The 19,668-nt window shown below is 31.7% G+C and carries 17 protein-coding genes; 10 read left to right on the forward strand and 7 right to left on the reverse strand.

Annotated elements, in window-relative coordinates:
* Positions 1 to 8 precede the first annotated feature (8 nt).
* The 3 genes from N3C_RS04905 to N3C_RS04910 all read left to right on the forward strand — a co-directional run bounded on the left by N3C_RS04905 (position 9) and on the right by N3C_RS04910 (position 1,614).
* Positions 9 to 533, forward strand: coding sequence for a 3-isopropylmalate dehydratase small subunit (locus N3C_RS04905; RefSeq protein WP_074364950.1), 525 nt, complete (start codon positions 9 to 11; stop codon positions 531 to 533).
* A 110-nt stretch (positions 534 to 643) separates the two neighbouring features.
* Positions 644 to 796 (forward strand): hypothetical protein, encoded by a 153-nt coding sequence (locus N3C_RS14970; RefSeq protein ID WP_178377765.1) that lies wholly within the window; start codon positions 644 to 646, stop codon positions 794 to 796.
* A gap of 113 nt (positions 797 to 909) precedes the next feature.
* On the forward strand, positions 910 to 1,614 hold the full coding sequence (locus tag N3C_RS04910; RefSeq protein WP_074364951.1) for a Pr6Pr family membrane protein: 705 nt from the start codon (positions 910 to 912) through the stop codon (positions 1,612 to 1,614).
* Between the two features lie 77 nt (positions 1,615 to 1,691).
* On the opposite strand, the gene N3C_RS04915 is transcribed toward N3C_RS04910, so the two are convergent.
* Both N3C_RS04915 and N3C_RS04920 read right to left on the reverse strand, forming a co-directional pair.
* Positions 1,692 to 4,238: a YhgE/Pip domain-containing protein gene (locus N3C_RS04915; protein ID WP_074364952.1), complete on the reverse strand. Its 2,547-nt coding sequence runs from the start codon at positions 4,236 to 4,238 to the stop codon at positions 1,692 to 1,694.
* Positions 4,239 to 4,430: 192 nt separating this feature from the next.
* The gene (locus N3C_RS04920) at positions 4,431 to 4,997 is read right to left on the reverse strand and encodes a TetR/AcrR family transcriptional regulator (RefSeq protein WP_074364972.1); all 567 of its coding nucleotides are present in this window, start codon (positions 4,995 to 4,997) and stop codon (positions 4,431 to 4,433) included.
* A 334-nt stretch (positions 4,998 to 5,331) separates the two neighbouring features.
* Between N3C_RS04920 and N3C_RS04930 the strand changes: the two genes are divergently transcribed.
* The 7 genes from N3C_RS04930 to N3C_RS04955 all read left to right on the forward strand — a co-directional run bounded on the left by N3C_RS04930 (position 5,332) and on the right by N3C_RS04955 (position 14,969).
* On the forward strand, positions 5,332 to 7,887 hold the full coding sequence (locus tag N3C_RS04930) for an EAL domain-containing protein (protein WP_083604424.1): 2,556 nt from the start codon (positions 5,332 to 5,334) through the stop codon (positions 7,885 to 7,887).
* Between the two features lie 192 nt (positions 7,888 to 8,079).
* Positions 8,080 to 8,469, forward strand: a complete 390-nt coding sequence (locus tag N3C_RS15260) for a hypothetical protein (RefSeq protein ID WP_242944042.1) — start codon at positions 8,080 to 8,082, stop codon at positions 8,467 to 8,469.
* Positions 8,400 to 9,461, forward strand: coding sequence for a L,D-transpeptidase family protein (locus tag N3C_RS04935; protein ID WP_242944043.1), 1,062 nt, complete (start codon positions 8,400 to 8,402; stop codon positions 9,459 to 9,461). The genes N3C_RS15260 and N3C_RS04935 overlap by 70 nt, the downstream gene beginning before the upstream one ends.
* Positions 9,462 to 9,588: 127 nt before the next feature.
* Positions 9,589 to 9,942, forward strand: a complete 354-nt coding sequence (locus tag N3C_RS04940) for a hypothetical protein (RefSeq protein WP_074364953.1) — start codon at positions 9,589 to 9,591, stop codon at positions 9,940 to 9,942.
* A gap of 265 nt (positions 9,943 to 10,207) precedes the next feature.
* Complete coding sequence (locus N3C_RS04945; protein WP_074364954.1) at positions 10,208 to 11,749, forward strand: hypothetical protein; 1,542 nt, start codon at positions 10,208 to 10,210, stop codon at positions 11,747 to 11,749.
* An 18-nt stretch (positions 11,750 to 11,767) separates the two neighbouring features.
* Positions 11,768 to 13,573, forward strand: coding sequence for a hypothetical protein (locus tag N3C_RS04950; RefSeq protein ID WP_074364955.1), 1,806 nt, complete (start codon positions 11,768 to 11,770; stop codon positions 13,571 to 13,573).
* Positions 13,574 to 13,796: 223 nt separating this feature from the next.
* Positions 13,797 to 14,969 (forward strand): SGNH/GDSL hydrolase family protein, encoded by a 1,173-nt coding sequence (locus N3C_RS04955; protein WP_074364956.1) that lies wholly within the window; start codon positions 13,797 to 13,799, stop codon positions 14,967 to 14,969.
* Positions 14,970 to 15,013: 44 nt separating this feature from the next.
* Here the strand turns inward: N3C_RS04955 and N3C_RS04960 are convergent, their stop codons facing one another.
* From N3C_RS04960 to N3C_RS04980, 5 genes are all read right to left on the reverse strand, one after another.
* Positions 15,014 to 15,922, reverse strand: coding sequence for a sensor histidine kinase (locus N3C_RS04960; RefSeq protein ID WP_074364957.1), 909 nt, complete (start codon positions 15,920 to 15,922; stop codon positions 15,014 to 15,016).
* A gap of 27 nt (positions 15,923 to 15,949) precedes the next feature.
* Positions 15,950 to 16,840 carry an ABC transporter permease subunit gene (locus N3C_RS04965; RefSeq protein ID WP_074364958.1) on the reverse strand — a complete coding sequence of 297 codons (891 nt, stop codon included), beginning with the start codon at positions 16,838 to 16,840 and terminating at the stop codon, positions 15,950 to 15,952.
* Entirely contained in the window at positions 16,833 to 17,756 is a 924-nt protein-coding gene (locus N3C_RS04970; RefSeq protein ID WP_074364959.1) for an ABC transporter ATP-binding protein, read from the reverse strand. Before N3C_RS04970 ends, N3C_RS04965 begins: the two co-directional genes overlap by 8 nt.
* A gap of 197 nt (positions 17,757 to 17,953) precedes the next feature.
* The gene (locus tag N3C_RS04975) at positions 17,954 to 18,649 is read right to left on the reverse strand and encodes a response regulator transcription factor (protein ID WP_074364960.1); all 696 of its coding nucleotides are present in this window, start codon (positions 18,647 to 18,649) and stop codon (positions 17,954 to 17,956) included.
* Positions 18,650 to 18,755: 106 nt separating this feature from the next.
* The gene (locus tag N3C_RS04980) at positions 18,756 to 19,631 is read right to left on the reverse strand and encodes a VIT1/CCC1 transporter family protein (RefSeq protein ID WP_074364961.1); all 876 of its coding nucleotides are present in this window, start codon (positions 19,629 to 19,631) and stop codon (positions 18,756 to 18,758) included.
* Positions 19,632 to 19,668 lie beyond the last annotated feature (37 nt).

The raw sequence follows: 19,668 nt of genomic DNA on the forward strand, positions 1-19,668 counted from the left end.
AGGGAAAAATGAAGAATTTTAGTGGAAAAGTTTTATTTTTAGATAGAAGTGATATTAATACAGATGAAATTATTCCAGCAAAGTATCTTACAGAGATTACTAAAGAGGCATTAAAGCCTTATCTATTAGAGGATTTAATACTTCAAGGCTTTAATCCAAAGGAAGATGTTAAGGACAAGACTGTAATTGTAACAAGAGCAAACTTTGGCTGTGGATCTTCTAGAGAACATGCTCCATGGGCTTTAGAAGTTAATGGAATCAATGTAGTTATAGCTGAAAACTTTGCAAGAATATTTAGACAGAATATGTACAACTGCGGTATGTTCGCAATAGAATTACCAAAGGATAAAATTGATTATCTTTTTGATAATTATGCAGATAAAGACACAACAATAGAAATCGATGTGCACAATAACAAAATACTTGTAAAATCAGAAGATAAATCTGACATCATAGATTTTAAAATAGGAGAATTTGACAAGACTTTGATTAAAGAAGGCGGCTGGGTAGGATACGCTAATAAGAATTATTAATAATGAAATAAAGAAATGCAAATCAATTTAAATCATTAATTTTTGATATGATACTTCCAAAGTAGACAGTCTAGTTAATTAAAAATAGATTGTCTACCTGGAGGTATTTTTTGTGCGAAGAAAAGCAAAGTATAGTAAAGATGCAAGCTTCTAAAGATTATGAGGAAGGTAGGCATGCTTTTAGAAGCATTGTAAAAAATATAGCTTTAGTGCTTTCGAAACAACAACAAATAATCATTTATATTTATATTTCAGTTCATTAGTGTTTTTTATTGAAGAGAAAAAAATCAAACCATATTGTTCAAATTATGAAAAAATAATACTATAATAAAGAAGTGATTATTAAATTTCATAATTTATTATAGGGGGGAATACTTTGAGTGAAACTATTTTATCTAAGAAAAACTATACAATAGGACTAATACTAAAAATAGCCACAATACTTTCTTGTTCTTTAGGGTTAATCTTTCAAGTAGTTGAATGGCAAAGCGTATTTATTGGTCCTAATAGCACTTTGTTGTATTTTACAACACAGAGCAATATATGGATTGCAGCTATTTGTCTTGTATTTTTAATTATTGATTTAAAAACAAAGGGAAAGAGGCAAATAAGTAATAGACTTTATATTATTAAGTTTATGTTTACTGTAGCAATTATGCTTACCTTTATTGTATTTGCAGTTTTACTTACACCGCAGCAAGAAATGAGCTACATTCTTTCTGTAACTAATATTTGTTTGCACAATTTAACTCCTATTTTTGCAATTGCTGATTTTATTATGTGTGATTATGGTTATCTAAGTACAAAAAAGCACATTTTGTTTGGAACTATATTACCTCTTATTTATTGCATTGTCACTTTGATTTTATCCTTTAATGGGGTAACTTATGGTGACAATAGAATCGTTCCATATTTCTTTTTAGATTATAAAAAACTTGGTTGGTTATCTATTAGTGATTATGGCATTGGAGTGCTATATTGGGTAATAATTATTACCTTTATGGTATTAGCTATGGGAGCAGGACTTTTAGCTGTAAAAAATATTCGTGGAAAGGGATCTATGTCCAATTTACAGGGATAATAAAAAAGACACATCTTTTTTTGAGATGTGTCCTTTAGAGCTGTAGCACTAAATAAAGAGTGTTACAGCTTTTACTTTTATGCTGCTAAACCTTCTTCTATAGCTTCATTGATAACTTCGCCTTTTCTTATGAAAATCATGTTAATTATCATGAATATTAGACCGAAGGCAGCTACAATTATGGCATCTTTTATAAGTAAACTATTATTCATATTAACTGAGAATAAAAGCTCTCTTATAGCACTTACTGAATAAGTAAATGGTAGGAAAGTGCTTATTCCTTTGAAGAAGTTTGGCAGTACTTCCATTGGGAAGGTACCAGCATCAGAGCAAAGCTGAAGAACTAATAGAACTACTGCAATAGCTTCACCAGCTAAGCCCAAGAGATTAAATAGTGTGTATATTATAGCGTCAAAGGATAGAGCCATCAGTATCAAGAAGGCAAATAACAGTGGAAGATTTGTTGGCTCAATTCCAAGAAGTAAAACAATTCCTCCAAGTAAAAGGGCCTGAACTATACCAATCAATGAGTAAGGAATAAACTTTCCTATAGTAAGTTTGATCTGACCTAATTCTTCATATTTCTTATTATTTATTTTTATAGCAAATAGCATAAATACTGCGCCTAGCCATAAAGATATTGGAAGGAAATATGGTGTAAGGCCTGAACCATAGTTATTTGCGGATCCTAGAGTTTCTTCTGATACTTTTACTGGTTCTCCTATAAATTCTCCAAGATCTTCACTAGTAGATTTTATGTTGTCATCTATTTTCTTTATTCCATCATTTAAGCCATCTTGTAATTGCGAAGTACCATCTTTCAATGAAGATAATCCATCAGTTAGCTTATTTGAACCATCAGATAGCTTGCTAACACCAGAAGCAAGTGCTGGTACCTTAGCGTTAAGCTGATTTGTACCATTTTTCAATGAAGATAATCCACTAGTTAGCTTGTTTGAACCATCAGATAGTTTGCTAACACCAGAAGCAAGTACCGGTACCTTAGAGTTAAGTTCATTTGTGCCATTTTTTAGGGCGCTTGAACCATCGTATAACTTAGAAGTAGCTTCTGCAAGGGTAGGCATACTGGACTTTAAAGTGCTCATTCCATCATACAACTTTGAGGCTCCTGCATTTAGTTCGCTTACTCCAGCGGCTAACTGATTTGTACCATCTACATAGCTATTAACCCCTTCAGTAAATGGCTTAAGTGCTTGCTTATTAAAGTTGTTAAGTCCTGCATAAAAAGTATATACTGCAGATTCGCTATTATTTAAATCAAGCTGATTAGAAAGATTTTCAGTGCCTGCCGCTAAGCTATTTAGTCCATTTTGAAGCTTTATAATAGATTCACTGTTATTTTGGCTTGCAGCAAGTTGATTTTTTATTCCTTGCATAGTTGATAAAAGTACTTGCATGTTTTGGTCAGCGGCTTCCGCTGGATGTTGTGCTAGATAAGCTGTTAGACTAGCTTCTACGGAAGTTAAGGCTTGTGTTAGAGTTGCTTGATTTTGTGCTGTAGCGTTAATTAGTGAATTTACACCATCTCTAACCTGTGAAGATCCTAATTTTAATTGGTCAGCCCCATCTTTTAGACCGTTGGCTAGACTTTTGTAACCAGGAATTACCTGATTTTCATAAACACTGTTTACATTGCTAGCACCATCTTTTAATGCTTGAGAGTTGGTAGTAATTTTATCTGCCCCTACTTTAGCAGCAGCTACTCCATCCTTTAAAGCTTTGGCTCCATCTGAAAGTTGATTAGTTGAATTAGATAAAAGAGGCATTTTAGAATTAAGGGCTGATAGACCTTCATTAAGCTTATCAGAACCATCTGCAAGGCTTTTAACTCCGTCCTGAAGTACTGGAACCTGATCATTTAGTTTATTTAAACCATCTGATAACTCTTTTCCGCCATCATATAGCTTGTTTGCACCATCTGCAAGGCTCTCAACTCCATCTTGAAGTACAGGAACTTGATCATTTAACTTGCTTAAACCATCTGATAGTTCCTTTCCACCATCATATAGCTTGCTTTCACCATCCGCAAGCTCTGAAACTCCATCAGAAGCATCCTGTAGGCCATCTTTTAACTCATAAATTGTTTCGAAGGCCACCTTTCCATAGTTTTTAGAAATACTTTTATTTATTTCTTTTAGTATTTCGTTTTTAATGCTATCAGAAATTTTTGTTCCGATATAATTCTTCTTGTTGTTTGATATATAGTTTAATTTAGGATTTATTACTGTTCCATTTTTAGCATCAACTATATTTTGTGAAAAATCCTCCGGAATTTCAATTGTTGCAAAATATTTATCATCCTTAATGCCTTGCTCGGCGGTAGAGATGTCAACAAACTCAAAGCCTACATCCCTATTGTCTTTAAGGTTATCAATAAGATCTTCACCATAATTTACATTTTCATCATTCATTAAAGCTCCTTTATCATTGTTGACCACGGCAATAGGATAATTTTTAAGATCGCCGTATGGGTCCCAATAGGCTTTTAGATATAGGAAGCTATAAAGTAGGGGAATAGCTATCACTGCAAATAGGGCGATTATTTTGATCTTATTTTTTCCTAAAGATTTAAATTCGTCTTTTGTAATTTGAAATAAACTCATACCTCAACCTCCTTTTTTAGGTATTAATACTGACTGGTCAGTATATATATTTTATATTACTTTTTGATAAATAAATCAAGATGGATTTTGCAAAGTCAATATAATTTAAAGAATTATGTTGATGGCTACGATTACATGACATATAAATGCGTTTAAATAAAAAAAACGGGTTTTTTAAACCCGTTTTTAATACTAAGCCTGTATTCCGTGTAAAATATACATTAATAAGTTTTCAGAGAGCTCATCTATATTACATTTTTCTTTATTTATTAGCTCGTATACAATTGTGGAACATAAAAGACCAAAGAATATATATGCCATAAAATAAGGTTCACCTTTTTTTATTATCCCTTCATCCATAGCCTCTTTTATATATTTTTCTATACTATTTATATAATTTCCAACGACTTTTCTAAGCTCTAACTGTCTTACTTCCTGCCCCCAAAGCTGGCTCATTATAACTTTGAAAAGCTCCTTTTTTTCATAAACTAAATTAAGTTGAAGAGTACAAAGGGCTTTTAACTTAGATAAAGGAGATTCTTCCTTTTCTACAGCTTGGAAGATCTGTTCTTTAATAACTTCAACACCTTCTGTAATAATGTATTTAAATATTTCTTCTTTGCTTTTGAAATAGTAGTATAAGGTACCCTTAGCAACTCCTGCTGCTTGAGCCATGTCATCCATAGTAGCTCCATCATAGCCGTTGGTTGAGAATATCCTTATAGCAGCATCAAATATAGCTTTTTTTGTTTTATTCATCATATGATATCACTCCAAAATTATTTATACCTTTATCTAGCAAATCACTAAGTTTAGTACATTCAGTCTAATTTTATGCAATTTTTTATAACATGTCAAATAGGCAGGCCTTGGTAAATAGTAGAAGTAGTGTAGCTTTATTATTTAATGTTTAATAACTAAATAATAATAAACGATAAGTGATACAAGGCAATTGACGCAAATTGTCGAAATATAGTACAATATTTATATTATAAATAAAAATAGCAGTTTATATTGCGGTGTAGATATTTACCATGATTTTTATAAATCAATGGAGCGTGTTTAAAGAATAGCTACTAAAGGAGCTGTAAATATGGATATATTAGAAGAAGGGTTTTTGGAAAAGCTGAAGGATTTAGAGGATATAAGTTCTTATAAAGGGAAAATACTAGATTATTTTTATCAAATGAAAAGGATTAATGAATATAGTCAGGACCTTGTTCAATTTGGTTTTTTGATATACAGTTTTGAGAAGGGTGGAATTCTCAGAACGGAAGGAGTAGAACGTATATTATGCTGTAAGTCTGAGGACTTAAATAATGATATTGAAAATATGTATAAGTACGTTCATCCGGAAGATCTAGATATAGTTCAGCAATCTAGTCAGTTGACTTTAAATGGGCAGGAATATGATATAGATTTTAGAATTATAACTTCTGAGGGCATGGTGAAATATATAAGTGCGAAATCAAAGGTTATATTAAATGATAAAAATGAACCCAAAGTAGCCATAGGAGTATTCCAGGATATTTCAAAGTACAGAATAATCGAAAAAAATCTTAAGGCTATTGGTGATGGATTGGCTCAGGCACAAAGGGTAGCAGGAGTAGGAAGCTGGAAGTATAGCGTTAAAGAGGATAGATTTTATGGCTCTGAAGAGATATTTCGTATATTCAATGTTGAGGTAATGAAATTTAATCATAGCTTTCAAGGTATTCTTTCATATATTCATCCTGAGGATCGAGGTAAGTTCTTAGAAATAATGAATGAATATGTGCAAGGAAAACCTTCCTATTCAGAATACCGTATAGTACAACCTAATGGAACAGTAAAATATGTTATTTCTAGAGGAGAGCCTGTATTTGATAGTGAACATCAGATTACAGCTATTATTGGCACAATTCAAGATATTACAGAGGCAAAGGAGCTCCATGATGCCGTTAAGAAAAAGCAAGAAGAAATAGAGAGGATCCATCGCTTGTATGAAGTATTAGTGGCACGATCTAATGATGTTTTTGAAATTATAGAGCCTGATAGTACTATTAAATTCATAAGTTCTGCAGTAGAAAGGGTTCTAGGACATAAAAGGCAAGAGCGTATAGGAAAAAAATTATATGATTTCTATAAGGGAGAGGAAAGAGAAAAGTTAAAAAAATTAGTAAAAATGGCTTTAAAAAATCCAGGGCAGGAATATAAAGAGACCATTATTTTTAAAAATGATTATAGTAAAAAGATGTATTTGGAAGCTAGTCTGAGAAATTTAATTGAGGAACCATCCATTGACGGTATTATAATAAGCTTTAGAGATATAACAAATAGAATAACTATGGAGAAGGAGCTGTATTATTTATCAAATTATGATGATTTAACAGGACTTCCTAATAACGTCCATTATAAAAGAGTATTGGAGAAGAAATGCCAGGATGCAGAAAAGTCTAGGAAAAAGTTTGCCTTGATGAATCTAGAAATCACTGGATTAAAGGATATAGATTATTCATTAGGCTATGAGGTTGGTAATAAAATAATAATAGAGATAGTAGAAAGATTGAAGACTTATTTGAAGGAAGACGCCTTTTTAAGTCGTTACTCCGATGAACAGTTTACTATTATATTAGATAAAATTGAATGTTACAATGATTTTGAGATTAAGGCAGCGGAGATAGTAAAGCTCCTTAGTAAGCCTTTTTCAGTGGAGGAATATGAATTTGAGATATCAGCTAATATAGGTATATCAATCTATCCTGATGATGCTCAGGATGTGAATACATTAAAGAAAAATACCAAGATTGCTTTATTAAGGTCTAAAAAGGAAGGCAGAAATAATTACAAGTTTTATTTTGCTGGCTTAGATGTTCAAGCCTATAAGGAACTTCTTATAATAAATGATTTGCATCACGCTGTAAGCAGGGGGCAACTTAGAACCTACTATCAACCAATTGTGCAGCTCAGCAATGGAACTATATTGGCTGCAGAAGCATTAGTTAGATGGCAGCATCCGGATTGGGGGTTAATACCTCCCAATGAATTTATCCCCATTGCAGAGGAAACGGGCATAATTATTCAAATTGGTAAGTGGATGCTTGAAGAAGTTTGTCGTAATTATAAACAGTGGCTTTCAGAGGGCTTCCCACCTATAAAAGTTTCTATTAATTTTTCAAGTGTTCAGTTTTTTGAAAAAGACTTTGTAGAAAATATAATAAATACCATAAATAAATATGAGTTAAACCCCCATTTTTTAATTGTAGAAATTACAGAAAGTATCTTCATGGATAAAATGGACAAGGCTATTGCAGATATTAAAGCTTTGCAGGAGTTTGGTGTGCAAATAGCCCTTGACGATTTTGGAACAGGTTTTTCATCTTTAGCTTATCTAAATTCCTTTAATATTGATATTTTAAAGTTAGATGCATCATTTATAAAGCGTATTATGATTGATGAGACTAGTAAAGTCATAACAAAGTCTATAATTAATATGGCTAGAGATCTAAAGCTAAAAATAGTTGCTGAAGGCATTGAAGACAGGGAGCAATTAGAGTGCTTAAAGGAGTTTTCTTGCCATACCGGACAAGGTTATATCTTTAGCAAACCATTACCTTTAGAACGTTTTAATGAGATTTTATCAACAGGCAAATGTGAACTAAAGGATTAATGCTATGATTATCAGCGGTTTCTGAATATTATATATAGAGGTGTTGTTACATTAGATTTTAAAAATCTTTAATGGGACAACCCTTTTTATTTACTCTAATCAGGAAAAATAGTAAAAAACTGCATGTATCGCAGCCAATTAACATATTTTATATAAGTACTAATTTTATGAATGAGGTATATAAGTGATATGATGAGCATTAAAGCACTTTACAAAAGTAGGAGTGGAGGAAAGGTTATTATTTTATTAACCTCTATTACTCTTCTATATATGCTTATTTCCATTTATTTTTCTAATCATTTCTTTTTTAATACAAGTATAAATGGATTAAATGTATCACTTAAAGCCCATGATGAAGTAGAGGAAATAATAAAAAATTATAGTAAAAGTTATAAGTTACAATTAATGGAAAGAAATGGAGAGATAGAAGAAATTATAGGACAAAGCATAGGTTTTCAATATAATGATAATAATAGTATTTATAAAATTTATGAAGATAAAAATCCTTTTATATGGGTAGGTTCCTTTTTCAAGAGGGAAGAATATTATGTGGAAGATTTATTTATAATAAAGAGGAACTAGAAAGCAAAATTAATGGTCTAAATTGCTTTAATAAAAGTATTCAGGAGCCTCAAAATGCAAGTTTTGTATATTCAAAGGGCTCCTATGAAATTATGAAAGAAGTTTATGGAAATAAGGTAAATAAAAATAAATTAATAGAGGCGGTAAAATATAGCTTACAGCATGGTGAGAGGATATTAAATTTAGAAGAAAAGTTTTGTTATGAAAATCCTAAGTATACCTCTACTTCTGAAAAGGTCATCAAAACTAGAGCTTTACTAAACAAGTGCGTGTCAACAAAAATTACCTACCTATTTGGTGATGAAAAAGAAGTATTGGATGGAGATATTATAAGTAAGTGGCTTATTATAGATGAAAATTTAAAGGTTAAGTTAAATGAAATAGAAGTTATGAAGTATGTTAAATTTTTAAGCGAAAAATACGATACCATGGGAGCTAAAAGAAGTTTTAAAACTTCTTTAGGCAAGGTGGTAGAAGTTGATGGAGGCATATATGGCTGGAAAATTAATTATGGTGATGAAAGCAAGGCTATATTAAAAAGTATACAGCAAGGGGAAGTGATTGAAAGGGAGCCAATTTATTTTCAAAGGGCTGCAAGGAAAGGGCCCAATGACATAGGCGATACATATGTAGAAGTTAATATAACAAGGCAAAGGTTATGGTTTTATAAGAATGGAAGAATCATAGCTCAAGGTCCAGTGGTAACAGGTAATCCCAATAGGGGAAATGCTACGGTGGTTGGTACGTATATGCTTAATTATAAGCAAAAGGATACTACCTTAAAAGGCCCCGGTTATGAAGCAAAGGTAACCTATTGGATGCCCTTTTATGGCAATATTGGAATACATGATGCTAGTTGGAGACATGCCTTTGGCGGGAATATATATAAGAGCAATGGCAGTCATGGCTGCGTTAATGTATCCTTAAATTTAGCTAAAACCATTTTTGAAAACATAGAAAAGAGTACACCCATTATTTGCTATGAGGAGTAGACAATTATATTGAGAAAAAACTGAGTAAAAGATTTGAATTAGTTGTAATACATGTGTTACATTAGAGGAAAGCTATGTATATAATAAAGTGGTTTGCTAAAGCTAAGAGTTGGAGATGAGTTTAATTATGGCTAGAAGTGGAAGTAAGTACAAGTTTCAAGATATCATACCTTTACAAAATATTATAGATAGTATTAATTCTAGTAGTGGTGATGTGCTTTTAGAAGTTGGCAGAGCAGTTGCACCACAGGAATATGCAATTAGATTTTATAAGGATAGGAGTCAACCTCGATTTTATAACAATATAGAACGGCTTAGATATACAGTGTTAAAGGCCATAACCGTAAGTTCCTTTAACCACTGGGAGCAAGTTCTTAATATTCTATATAAAAATCATGTATTAGATTTGGATGAGGAACAGGAGATATTTCTTAATGAAAAATTATATGGCATTGCTAATGAGGACAGGGATTTTCAGTGAAGAGATTTTAAGGGACTTTACTGAAGGAAAAAGCTGGTGGTAGAGAACCACCAGCTTTTTTAAATGATTTCCAGCGATTTTATTAGTTAGTGGTACCTGTCTTTATAAATCCTATATATGTTAATTAGAGATATTGCCTTAAATAAAGAGGTAATAACTATTTTAACCCTTTAGGTGCATATCAGAATAAAAGAAGAGAAAAAACTAAAAATAATATATATGAAAACAGGAAAAGCTTTAACTTATCCATACAGGAGATGAATATATGGAAGTTACTATGGAAGCAATGTATAAAATAGCAAAGAGCTTCAAGGAAAATGAGAGTAAGCATAGCTTAGCTTACGTAAGAGAAGTTGCATATCAAATGAAAAATTTAGTTTCAGATTATTTATACTTTAACTCTAAGGATGACCCTAATAGATCTGCTACTGTTTTTGATTCCTTTTTATTCTTATGTGAATCTATGGGAATTTTTGATGCTTGGGATAAGTATGTAGGAGAAGAATTTAACTTTGAGGATATCTATGAACACTGCAAAAATAAGTCTTTGGTACCTTATTTAGAAGCTTTACAAGCTAAGGATTATGCGGGGGCAGTAGAAATAAATAAAGAACATGAGATAGCCCATTATCATTTACTGCTAAAGTATCTTATGGATATTGGCAGTTCTCTGGAAAATGTAAGCAAGTTAACTGAGGAGCAAAGTAGAGATATTTACAAGCATTGCAGTTATATGGGAGAGGTATATGACTTAACAGAGGGATTAACCTATTGCAAGTATTTAGAAAGTGCCTATGCTTATAATTTCGAAACCGTAAATTTCCTGGACGTGCTAAGCATATTAAAGAGAGAATATCAGTTGAGAGAAAAGAATGCTATGCTAGAAAAGTTAAATCAAGCCTTGCAGGAGGCTATAGATTCTAAAAATGAGATGATAGATAGACATGCTCATAATTGGAAACATATCAGTTATCCTACTGTGGTGAAGGAAGTGGCAGAAAAGTTAGCTGGTGATGAGAAATATAAGGCTGATGCTAATAAACTCTTTAAGGCATATAACTCAGAGAATATCCTAAAGCAAGAGGTTTTAATGCTAAAACTAAAGCATTCCGGCAGCAGTGAAGAAATTCAAAAGCAAATAATGAGCGATGTGTTGCTTTCTAATTCTCGTACTGGTATTGATATAGAAAAGATTATTAAGGATAGCCTTGATCTAGTAATGTTTAGAATATTAATGGAAGATGTAGACACTAGTATAAATACAGAAAAAGCAAAAACTAATTTATCAAAGTTTAAAAATTTGGAAAGACTTCGTGAAAGCTATAATACATATTTTATTTTAAAAAAGCAAGGGGACATAAGTCTTATAGACTGGTTTAGACAGAACATATTTAATATAGAAATACACCTTGATGATAATTGGAAGGCGGTAAAGGTAAAGAAGGACAGCACTGCCTATGCCCAATTGGTAGAAATTTGGATAGATCTTTTTCACAATGCTATAAATTATGGCAGGAAGGATAATGCAGGTTTTATGAAAATTGAACTTAACTCAGAGAAGGTTCAAGGCATAGATTATCTTACCATAAAAATAAGTAATCCTGTGGACTATGATAATGTGCTAACTAAGGAAGGGAGCAATCAAGGTCTAGCTTCATTGAAAAGCTTGCTAGAAAAGCTAAATTATAATGAGGAGATAGAAAGGATTCCAAGTCTGGAGTCTGGCTTAGAAGGAGAAGCAGAAAATTGTTATGCTACTAAAATATATTTTCAGCAAAAGCTATTGCTTAAAAGGCCACAAGAATAATAGAAAAAGGTGACAGCAATGAGATACTTATGGATTGAAGATTTTAATGAGGGATACAATGAAAGTGAACTTAAAGACAAGTGGATTCGATACTATAACCTTACAGCCAGCGACTTAATAATAAAAAAGAACCTTAACTCTGCCTTAAAGTACATTGAGGAAAATCCAGAAGGTTTTGATACAGTGCTCTTAGATATAAATCTTCCTATAGGTGAAAGTATAGATGGAAAGGATTACAAGGATTATTTAAGGGATATAGTATCAGATAAGTATTTAAATATGGATTCAGATGATATTCAAAGAAAAGCTGGCTTTCTCATATTTCTTAAATTGATGTTAGATTTAAGGTTTCCAAAGGAAAGAATTGTTTTCTTAACAGGCAACGTGGATCTGTCAAAGATTATAGAAATAGATAATATAATAAGCTTCTATAGCTATTATTTATATGATAAAAAAATAAGAACCTATGAGGAATTTATGGAAGCTATTGATAAGGTTGATGAGGATTATGATTATTATGAAAGCTGCAAAGTAGATTTAAAACGTCAGTATCCGGAGCTATATAAAAAATTAGATTCCGTTATAGAGAAAGAAAATGATATTAGGAAATGGATCAATTTATTAAGGACAGAAAAGGAAAGATTGTTAGGTGAGAAAAAAATTTCGGAGGATCCTATTAAGCCTAGTGGAAACACTTATAATCGAATGGAGACAGTTTTTATAGAAGCAGGTTTTAATCCGCCAAGAGCTTTTGAAAAACCTACAGAGTCTGTTTATGATAAATTTAATTGGGACTTTCTTGAATGGAAGAAGAGCATAGAGCATCCTTACTATGAACTAAGAAGCTCTATAGTTGAAATGTGTCAAATACTGATTAATAGATTGAAGGAAATGGATGATGATGAATTAGATAAGTTTATCATATTTAATAAGTTATATTTAAATTCTTATACTGCTGATGAAAAGAAAAACATGTATTCAAGAAAGTACTTTCAAGAACTGCTTCAATATATTCAAAGATTATTTCCTTGTAGCTTTCCAGCTACAGAAGAAGAAAGAAGGAGTATATACAGGCAGGTTATAAAGGAAATAAGCCATGATTGGGAAACAGCTATTACAGTTTATTATCCTAATAAAGCTCAATTTGAAAAATATAAATATAGATTACAGCAAGGTAGTCTTAATGGTAATGGTTGCAAGCTCTATGAATACTGTGATAGCTTCAGAGATTTTGCACAAAAGAGTGCCTACGGTGCCATTATGAAAATAATAAGAAATTGGACATCCCACAGTAAGTTAAGAGATTTTAACGAAGCTGAGGTTGGTTTCCTTTTTATTATAGCCATGAGAAGCTTTTTTGAGCTTGGCAATAAGTTTGATACTAATTACTATGAAGAGGATAAGGATAAAAATTATAATTACTATGAATTGAAGCTCCTTCAACTTGCCAATAAAGGTTTAAGGTATGATGATCTGGTGGATAAGTTTAAGAAAAGAAAAAATAAGAAGGATGAACTTTACAGAGAAATTGAATACGACCTAAAGAGATCTTTTGATTTACTCAGTAGGGAGGATCCCAAGAACTACTTATTTAGCTATGACATATATGCAAAAATAAGAAATATCGGTGATGAGGACAGCAAGGCTCAATGCCGAATGGAGCACATATATAAACTCTTTTGGCACTTTATGTTTAACTCTTACTTGGATTATTACAATGGTAAATATACAAACCCCAATTTAAAGTTTTGTCTCGATGATGAGCTATGTGTAACGGATAAGGAGGATGTATTGACTTATTTGTATATGTATTCTTGGAATTGAAAGAAATCAGGAAATATAAAATTGTGGATACGTTATATTCTATGGATTAGAAAGACTCAATATATAGAGTTTGATTTTGAACTCATATATGGGGCCTTTTTAAATGAATATAATACCATATAAGGGGTTATATTGATATACAACTATAATAGACATAAATATTTATAAATTGATTTATAAGCCATATTATGCTATTATCTATATTAGAAAATGAGGTGGTTTAGTGTCAATTAATAGCGGAAAAAATATAAATACTAAATTAATATGTATAATTATATCTATAATAATGATATTAGCAACTATTGTACTTGTTATATTTGGTAATATATCTAATAAACGTAGGCAGAAGGAATTAGCTACTATTAGAGAAAGTTATATAGCTGAAAGAAAGGCTGAGAAAGAAAAAGAAAGAATAGAAAATTACAATGTTTATGAAAAATTGAAAGAAGGTAAGAATATTAATGTAATAATCATAGGTGATGGTATTGGAGCTAGTAGAGGAGCTACAACTGAAAGTAGTAAATGGTATAATGTTTTTGCTGATAACATTAATAAAAAGTATAAAAGTTCTGTTACAACAACAATGCTTAATGGTGAAAATGCCACAGTAATACGTGGATGGGTAGAGCTAAATAGAACAGATTTAAGCAAAAAACAGGATTTAGCCATTATATGTTTTGGTGAAAATGATAATGGTAGAATTACTTCTAATCAATTTGCAATGTTTTATGAAAGCTTGATAAGGAAATTAAAAAAGCATAATCCTAATATAGATATAATACCTATTATAGAAAGTTCTATAAGAAAAGATAATACATATACACAAGTAATAAAAAAGCTTTGTGGCCATTATGGTTTTGCATATGCAGATGCTATTACAGCTTTCAAGAATTCTCAAGAAGGCTATGGAAATTTGACTGATGATGGGATTCTTCCTAATGACAAAGGTTATTCATACTATGCTAAACTCCTTGAAGAGTGTATATCTAAAAATTTAAGTGAAAATAAGAAGATTGAAAATGTAGAAACTACCTTATATCAATGTAATAAACTCGATAATTTTAACTTGAATACTTCTCCAAAATCAAATAATGGCTTTGATGAGAAAGATATATTTTCTAGTTCTACAGTTGGAAGTACACTAGTCTTTGAAAGTTACAAAGATACATTAATAGCTTACTATACAACGGATCCCAAGGGTGGCAAGATAAAGGTATATGTAGACAATGAATTGGTTAAAGAAATTGATACTTATTTATCTTTATCAGTAACTAAAAGTGAGATTATAGCAGAAAACTTAACTGGCAACCATGAAGTTAAATTTGAGGTTTCTAGTGTTAAGGGATATAATTATGATGATGGAATAGTAATATTGAATGGTCTTGTGTCTAATTAGAAACATATAAGGATTAGAGAATTTATAAATAGAACCTTGAAAAATCAAGGTTCTATTTTATAATTTAAAGAAAAACTTACTCTTATATTCAACATACCGTCCTTAAACTGAGCCACCATTCTATTCCCCAACTGTTCTGCTAAAGTCTTTGCTATATATAAGCCTAATCCAGTGTTTTTATCGCTTCTAGCTCTATCTCCGGTAAAGAAGCGATCAAAGATATGAGGAACTTGCTCTTCTTGTAAATCCGGTGCGCTGTTTATAAATTCCGCTATAATAAGGTCTTTTTCCTGCCTTAGATTAATAATAACCGTATCTTGTCCGTGTTTTATCATATTATTAATTAAATTTGTAAATATTCTTGTTAAAGCTTTTTCATCGGAAATTATACTTGGAAGATTTTCTTCTATATTAATAATTGGTTCAATGTTTTTATTTGTGAAATCATGATAAAACAAAGCTACAGTTTCGCATAGAATATTGCTTAAGTCTACAGTTATTAATTCAAATTGATATTCATTGGAGTTAAGTCTTGACAGTTCATAAAAGCTTTCTATTAGGCTTTGTAAGGTTTCTGTACGTCTTTGGATAATATCAAAATATTTTTCTCTTTCTTCCCCTGAGACATTTTCTGATTTTATAAGTTGTAGGTAACCCATGATAGAGGTTAAGGGAGTTCTTAAGTCATGAGTCATGTTGGCTATGCTGCGTCTCAGTTCTTCTTCTTTATGCTTTATTTTAATAGTGGACTTTTGGTTTAAATCATAAAGCTTATTAATTTTTATTACTAAATCCTCTATGCTTTTGTCTAAAGAGTTCATTCTTATATTAACGTATTGACCTTGGCTTTTTTCTATTTGAGCGGAAATATTTTTAATGTCCTTTCTATATGTAAAAAGGATAGTGAGCAAAATCACTATACACAATATTAAAAGTACTATTAACCAGAGCATTTTGCTCACTCCTTTCTTTAATGAACTTTATTTTATATCCTGTTTCTTAAACACCATTATTCCTAATATAGAGGCTACCACTAAGGTAACCAAACTAATTACTACTGATTTAATGATATCACTATTACTGGATACTAATGATGTTATTACTGACCAATTGTAAGCTGGTGTAGTTTCAAATATTTTATCAAACCAATCATATTTTCCATATAAGAAAGCAACTATACTTGGTAACAGGGCAAATACTACTATGCCGATACCTATAGTAGCACCGTTACTCTTTACTAGGGTTGCTATAAGAGTCATAAGAGAAATAATTGCCATGCCTACTATAATAGCAGAGCAAAAAGTTCCTAGAATGTAAGCTAGTTCATGAAGGTCAAAGGCTTTACCCCATCCGAATAATATAGTTGAGCCAATGGTGGCAATGGAAACCATAATGGCTAAAAGTATGATCATTCCAACGGTAGATGCTATTATTTTTGCTAGATAATATTGTTCTCTTCTTTTACCATAGGCCAATTTGTTTTTTATAGTTCCTGATGAATATTCTGCTGCTACCATTACACCAATTAATATGGCAAGAAAAATTTCAATTACTCGGTTACCAAAGGTACCTTTAAATAATTCTCTTGCAGTTGGATTGAATAAATCTGAAGCGTTTATAGTAAAGCCCATAGATGATGAAGAGTTCACTGGTGATGAGTTGTTTGAACTTGCGTTTTTTAGCTCTTCAATAAACTGCTCTTGTTGTTCTTCTGTCATACCTTTTAAATTGTTTTTTAAAAACTGTTCTGAAGAGACGAGTTTCGTAATGCCTATTAACATTAAAGAGCATAACAGGGCAATTATGCATAGTATTTTAAAGGCTCTAGTTTTAAAAAGGGTATATATTTCAGCTTTAATTAATCTACTCATGATTAGCACCTCCAATAGCATTTATAAAGTAGTCTTCTAACTTTTGACCCTTTATGCCTATCTTTTCTACTTCTATTCCATTGGAATTTAGAAGGCTGTTTATTTTTCCAACGCTATCTAGGTGGCTGAAAACTTTAATAATATTATCTGAATGAACGGTATAGTCTTTAATAGCTAGTTCTCTTTCAAGAAGAACTACTGCTTTCTTTACATCATTAGCTTGGATTTGCACATATTGTCTGCAATTTTCTCTTAATTGCTCAGCAGAGAGCTCTTCTATTAGTTTACCATTGTTGATTATTCCGTAGTGGGTAGCTAATTCGGACAGCTCCCCTAAGATATGGCTTGATATTAATATAGTAACTTCTTTTTCCCTATTTACTTTCTTAAGCAGTTCTCTGATTTCAACTATACTTACAGGGTCTAGTCCGTTTATGGGTTCGTCCAGGATTAAAAATGTAGGATTTCCTAAAAGGGCATTAGCTATACCTAATCGTTGTTTCATTCCTAGGGAAAAATTCTTAACCTTTTTCTTTTCCACATCCTTCAAGCCTACTAAGGATAATACCTCATCTATACATTCTTTTCCCGCAATATTACGAACTAGTCTTGATACTTCAAGGTTTTCTCTAGCGGTCATGTTGCCGTAAAAAGCTGGAGTTTCAACTAAACTTCCTACCATGGTTCTAGCCTTATTAATTTCATTTTCTGTTGAGGCACCTAATAGTTCAATTTCTCCACTGGTTTTATGAATCAAACCGGTAATCAATCTTATTAGTGTAGTTTTACCAGCACCATTCTGTCCAATAAATCCATAAATCTGTCCCTTTTTTATGGTCATATTAACGTTATTTACTGCAAATTGATTCCCATACTTTTTGGACAGGTTATGAGTTCTTAACACAATATCATTCATAATACTCCTGCTCCTCTCAATACTTTATGTTGATTATAGTATTTATTAATTTTTGCCTCTTTCATTTAGTCTAACTACATTATGTAATATGAACAATAAGATGGCCTAAAGTAAATCTTAAGAAAGTATTAAGATTTACTACTGCTATATATTGAATAGGGACAATCTGCAGTAAGGTAGGGGTATAAGCTAAATGTTTACTCCTGTAATTTGAAACCAATACCCCATACCGTTTGAATATATTTAGTATCCTTATCTACTTGGGCTAGTTTATTTCTAAGATTGCTTATATGAACATTTACTGTATTATCATCACCGTAAAATTTATCATTCCATACTTTTTCAAAGATATTTGACCTGGTAAAAACACGTTTTGGATTGCTCATTAAAAGTTCTAATATTTTAAATTCTATTAAGGTTAAAGAAAGCTGTTTATCCTTAAGATAAACCTCCTTGGAATCCCTATCTAAGGTTAAATCTTTATAAGTTAATTTGCGATTTTGTTCCTTAGATGCTGAGAATTTTGTGTATCTTCTCAGCTGAGCCTCTACTCTGGCTATTACTTCTTGTATGTTAAAAGGCTTACAAATAAAATCGTCGGCTCCTAGTTTTAACACATTTATTTTATCTTCAACAGCGGTTTTGGCAGAGATAACTATTATAGGAAGTACTTTTATCTTTCTTATTTCCTCAATTAAAGCTTCACCGGTGATTCCCGGTAACATTAAATCTAAAAGCAAAAGATCATAATAGTATTGCTCCATACACATTTTAGCCTCTGTACCGGAATAGGCACTTCTAACAGAGTAGCCTTCTTTGATCAATATGTTACTTAGTAATTGATTTATATCTGCATCATCTTCTACTATTAAAATATTTATATTTGAATTCATACTGGAGGACCTCCTGCTTACTTTTTCCCTTATATAATTATAACATACTAAAAATTTAGGGCAGTCAATTTATGACTGCCCTAGTATAAAAGCCTATGAGTGAAATTTAAATATCTATACCTAAGAACTTTTTAACTAATATTCCAACTATAAAGGATAAGGCTGCAACAGAAAGGCTGATTACAGCCATTTCTAAGAATCTCTTTTTAAAAGGTAAGTCCTTAGCTACTGAAATATAGTAGGTGAAGGCAAAAATGATGACAACTACAATAACTAACATAGCAATCAATGCTTGCACATATTTATCTACAGGAAATAGCAAGAAGGGGAGCACTAGCAAGACTACTGCAAAAATATACATAATGCCTGTATATAGTGAAGATTTTAAGGCATTTGAATCTCCTTCAGAACGAGCGGATAAGTATTCTGAAGAAGCCATGGATAAGGTAGCTGAAATACCGGTAATTAAGCCGGAGAGAGCTACTAACCTATTATTTTGCAAAGCAAAGCTTAAGCCTGCTAAGGTTCCTGTTAATTCTACCAAGGCATCATTTAATCCCAGTACCATGGAACCTACATACTGTAGTCGTTCCTCATCCAATAAAGAGATTAGGGCATTTTCATGTTCCTCTTCTTCTTTATAGATTTGCTTTGCCTCAGGAACCTCTGCGGACAATTTAGAATATATATTCTGAGCGTCTTTCTCTCCTTTTTCCATAATCTTAATAGTAAAAGTGTATCCGAAAATTAAGCTAAGTAAAGTGTATATGAAGACCTTAAGTCTATTAGGAGATAGTTTTTTATTTGTGTACTTCTCCCAAATTTTGCTGTGTACACCTTCTTCCTTTGCAATCCGCTGCAAGGTATCCTTCTCCAATTGACTCTTTACTCTTTTTGCTATGTTTGAATAAATAGCTTGCTCTGTGACTTCGTTTTGCTGAAGTCTAAGTATAATTTTCTTTGCTTGATCTGATATTGCCATATATGAACCATCCTTTCCTAAGTACTTCTAGTAAAAG

Source organism: Clostridium sp. N3C, assembly GCF_900095445.1.
GTDB lineage: Bacteria > Bacillota > Clostridia > Clostridiales > Clostridiaceae > Clostridium_AU.

What these genes read in the sequence shown, in the direction of transcription:
- N3C_RS04905 (WP_074364950.1), top strand. Translation starts at nt 9, where the DNA reads ATGAAGAATTTTAGTGGAAAAGTTTTATTTTTAGATAGAAGTGATATT.
- N3C_RS04915 (WP_074364952.1), bottom strand. Translation starts at nt 4,238, where the DNA reads ATGAGTTTATTTCAAATTACAAAAGACGAATTTAAATCTTTAGGAAAA.
- N3C_RS04920 (WP_074364972.1), bottom strand. Translation starts at nt 4,997, where the DNA reads ATGAATAAAACAAAAAAAGCTATATTTGATGCTGCTATAAGGATATTC.
- N3C_RS04930 (WP_083604424.1), top strand. Translation starts at nt 5,332, where the DNA reads ATGGATATATTAGAAGAAGGGTTTTTGGAAAAGCTGAAGGATTTAGAG.
- N3C_RS15260 (WP_242944042.1), top strand. Translation starts at nt 8,080, where the DNA reads ATGAGCATTAAAGCACTTTACAAAAGTAGGAGTGGAGGAAAGGTTATT.
- N3C_RS04935 (WP_242944043.1), top strand. Translation starts at nt 8,400, where the DNA reads ATGGGTAGGTTCCTTTTTCAAGAGGGAAGAATATTATGTGGAAGATTT.
- N3C_RS04940 (WP_074364953.1), top strand. Translation starts at nt 9,589, where the DNA reads ATGGCTAGAAGTGGAAGTAAGTACAAGTTTCAAGATATCATACCTTTA.
- N3C_RS04945 (WP_074364954.1), top strand. Translation starts at nt 10,208, where the DNA reads ATGGAAGTTACTATGGAAGCAATGTATAAAATAGCAAAGAGCTTCAAG.
- N3C_RS04950 (WP_074364955.1), top strand. Translation starts at nt 11,768, where the DNA reads ATGAGATACTTATGGATTGAAGATTTTAATGAGGGATACAATGAAAGT.
- N3C_RS04960 (WP_074364957.1), bottom strand. Translation starts at nt 15,922, where the DNA reads ATGCTCTGGTTAATAGTACTTTTAATATTGTGTATAGTGATTTTGCTC.
- N3C_RS04965 (WP_074364958.1), bottom strand. Translation starts at nt 16,840, where the DNA reads ATGAGTAGATTAATTAAAGCTGAAATATATACCCTTTTTAAAACTAGA.
- N3C_RS04970 (WP_074364959.1), bottom strand. Translation starts at nt 17,756, where the DNA reads ATGAATGATATTGTGTTAAGAACTCATAACCTGTCCAAAAAGTATGGG.
- N3C_RS04975 (WP_074364960.1), bottom strand. Translation starts at nt 18,649, where the DNA reads ATGAATTCAAATATAAATATTTTAATAGTAGAAGATGATGCAGATATA.
- N3C_RS04980 (WP_074364961.1), bottom strand. Translation starts at nt 19,631, where the DNA reads ATGGCAATATCAGATCAAGCAAAGAAAATTATACTTAGACTTCAGCAA.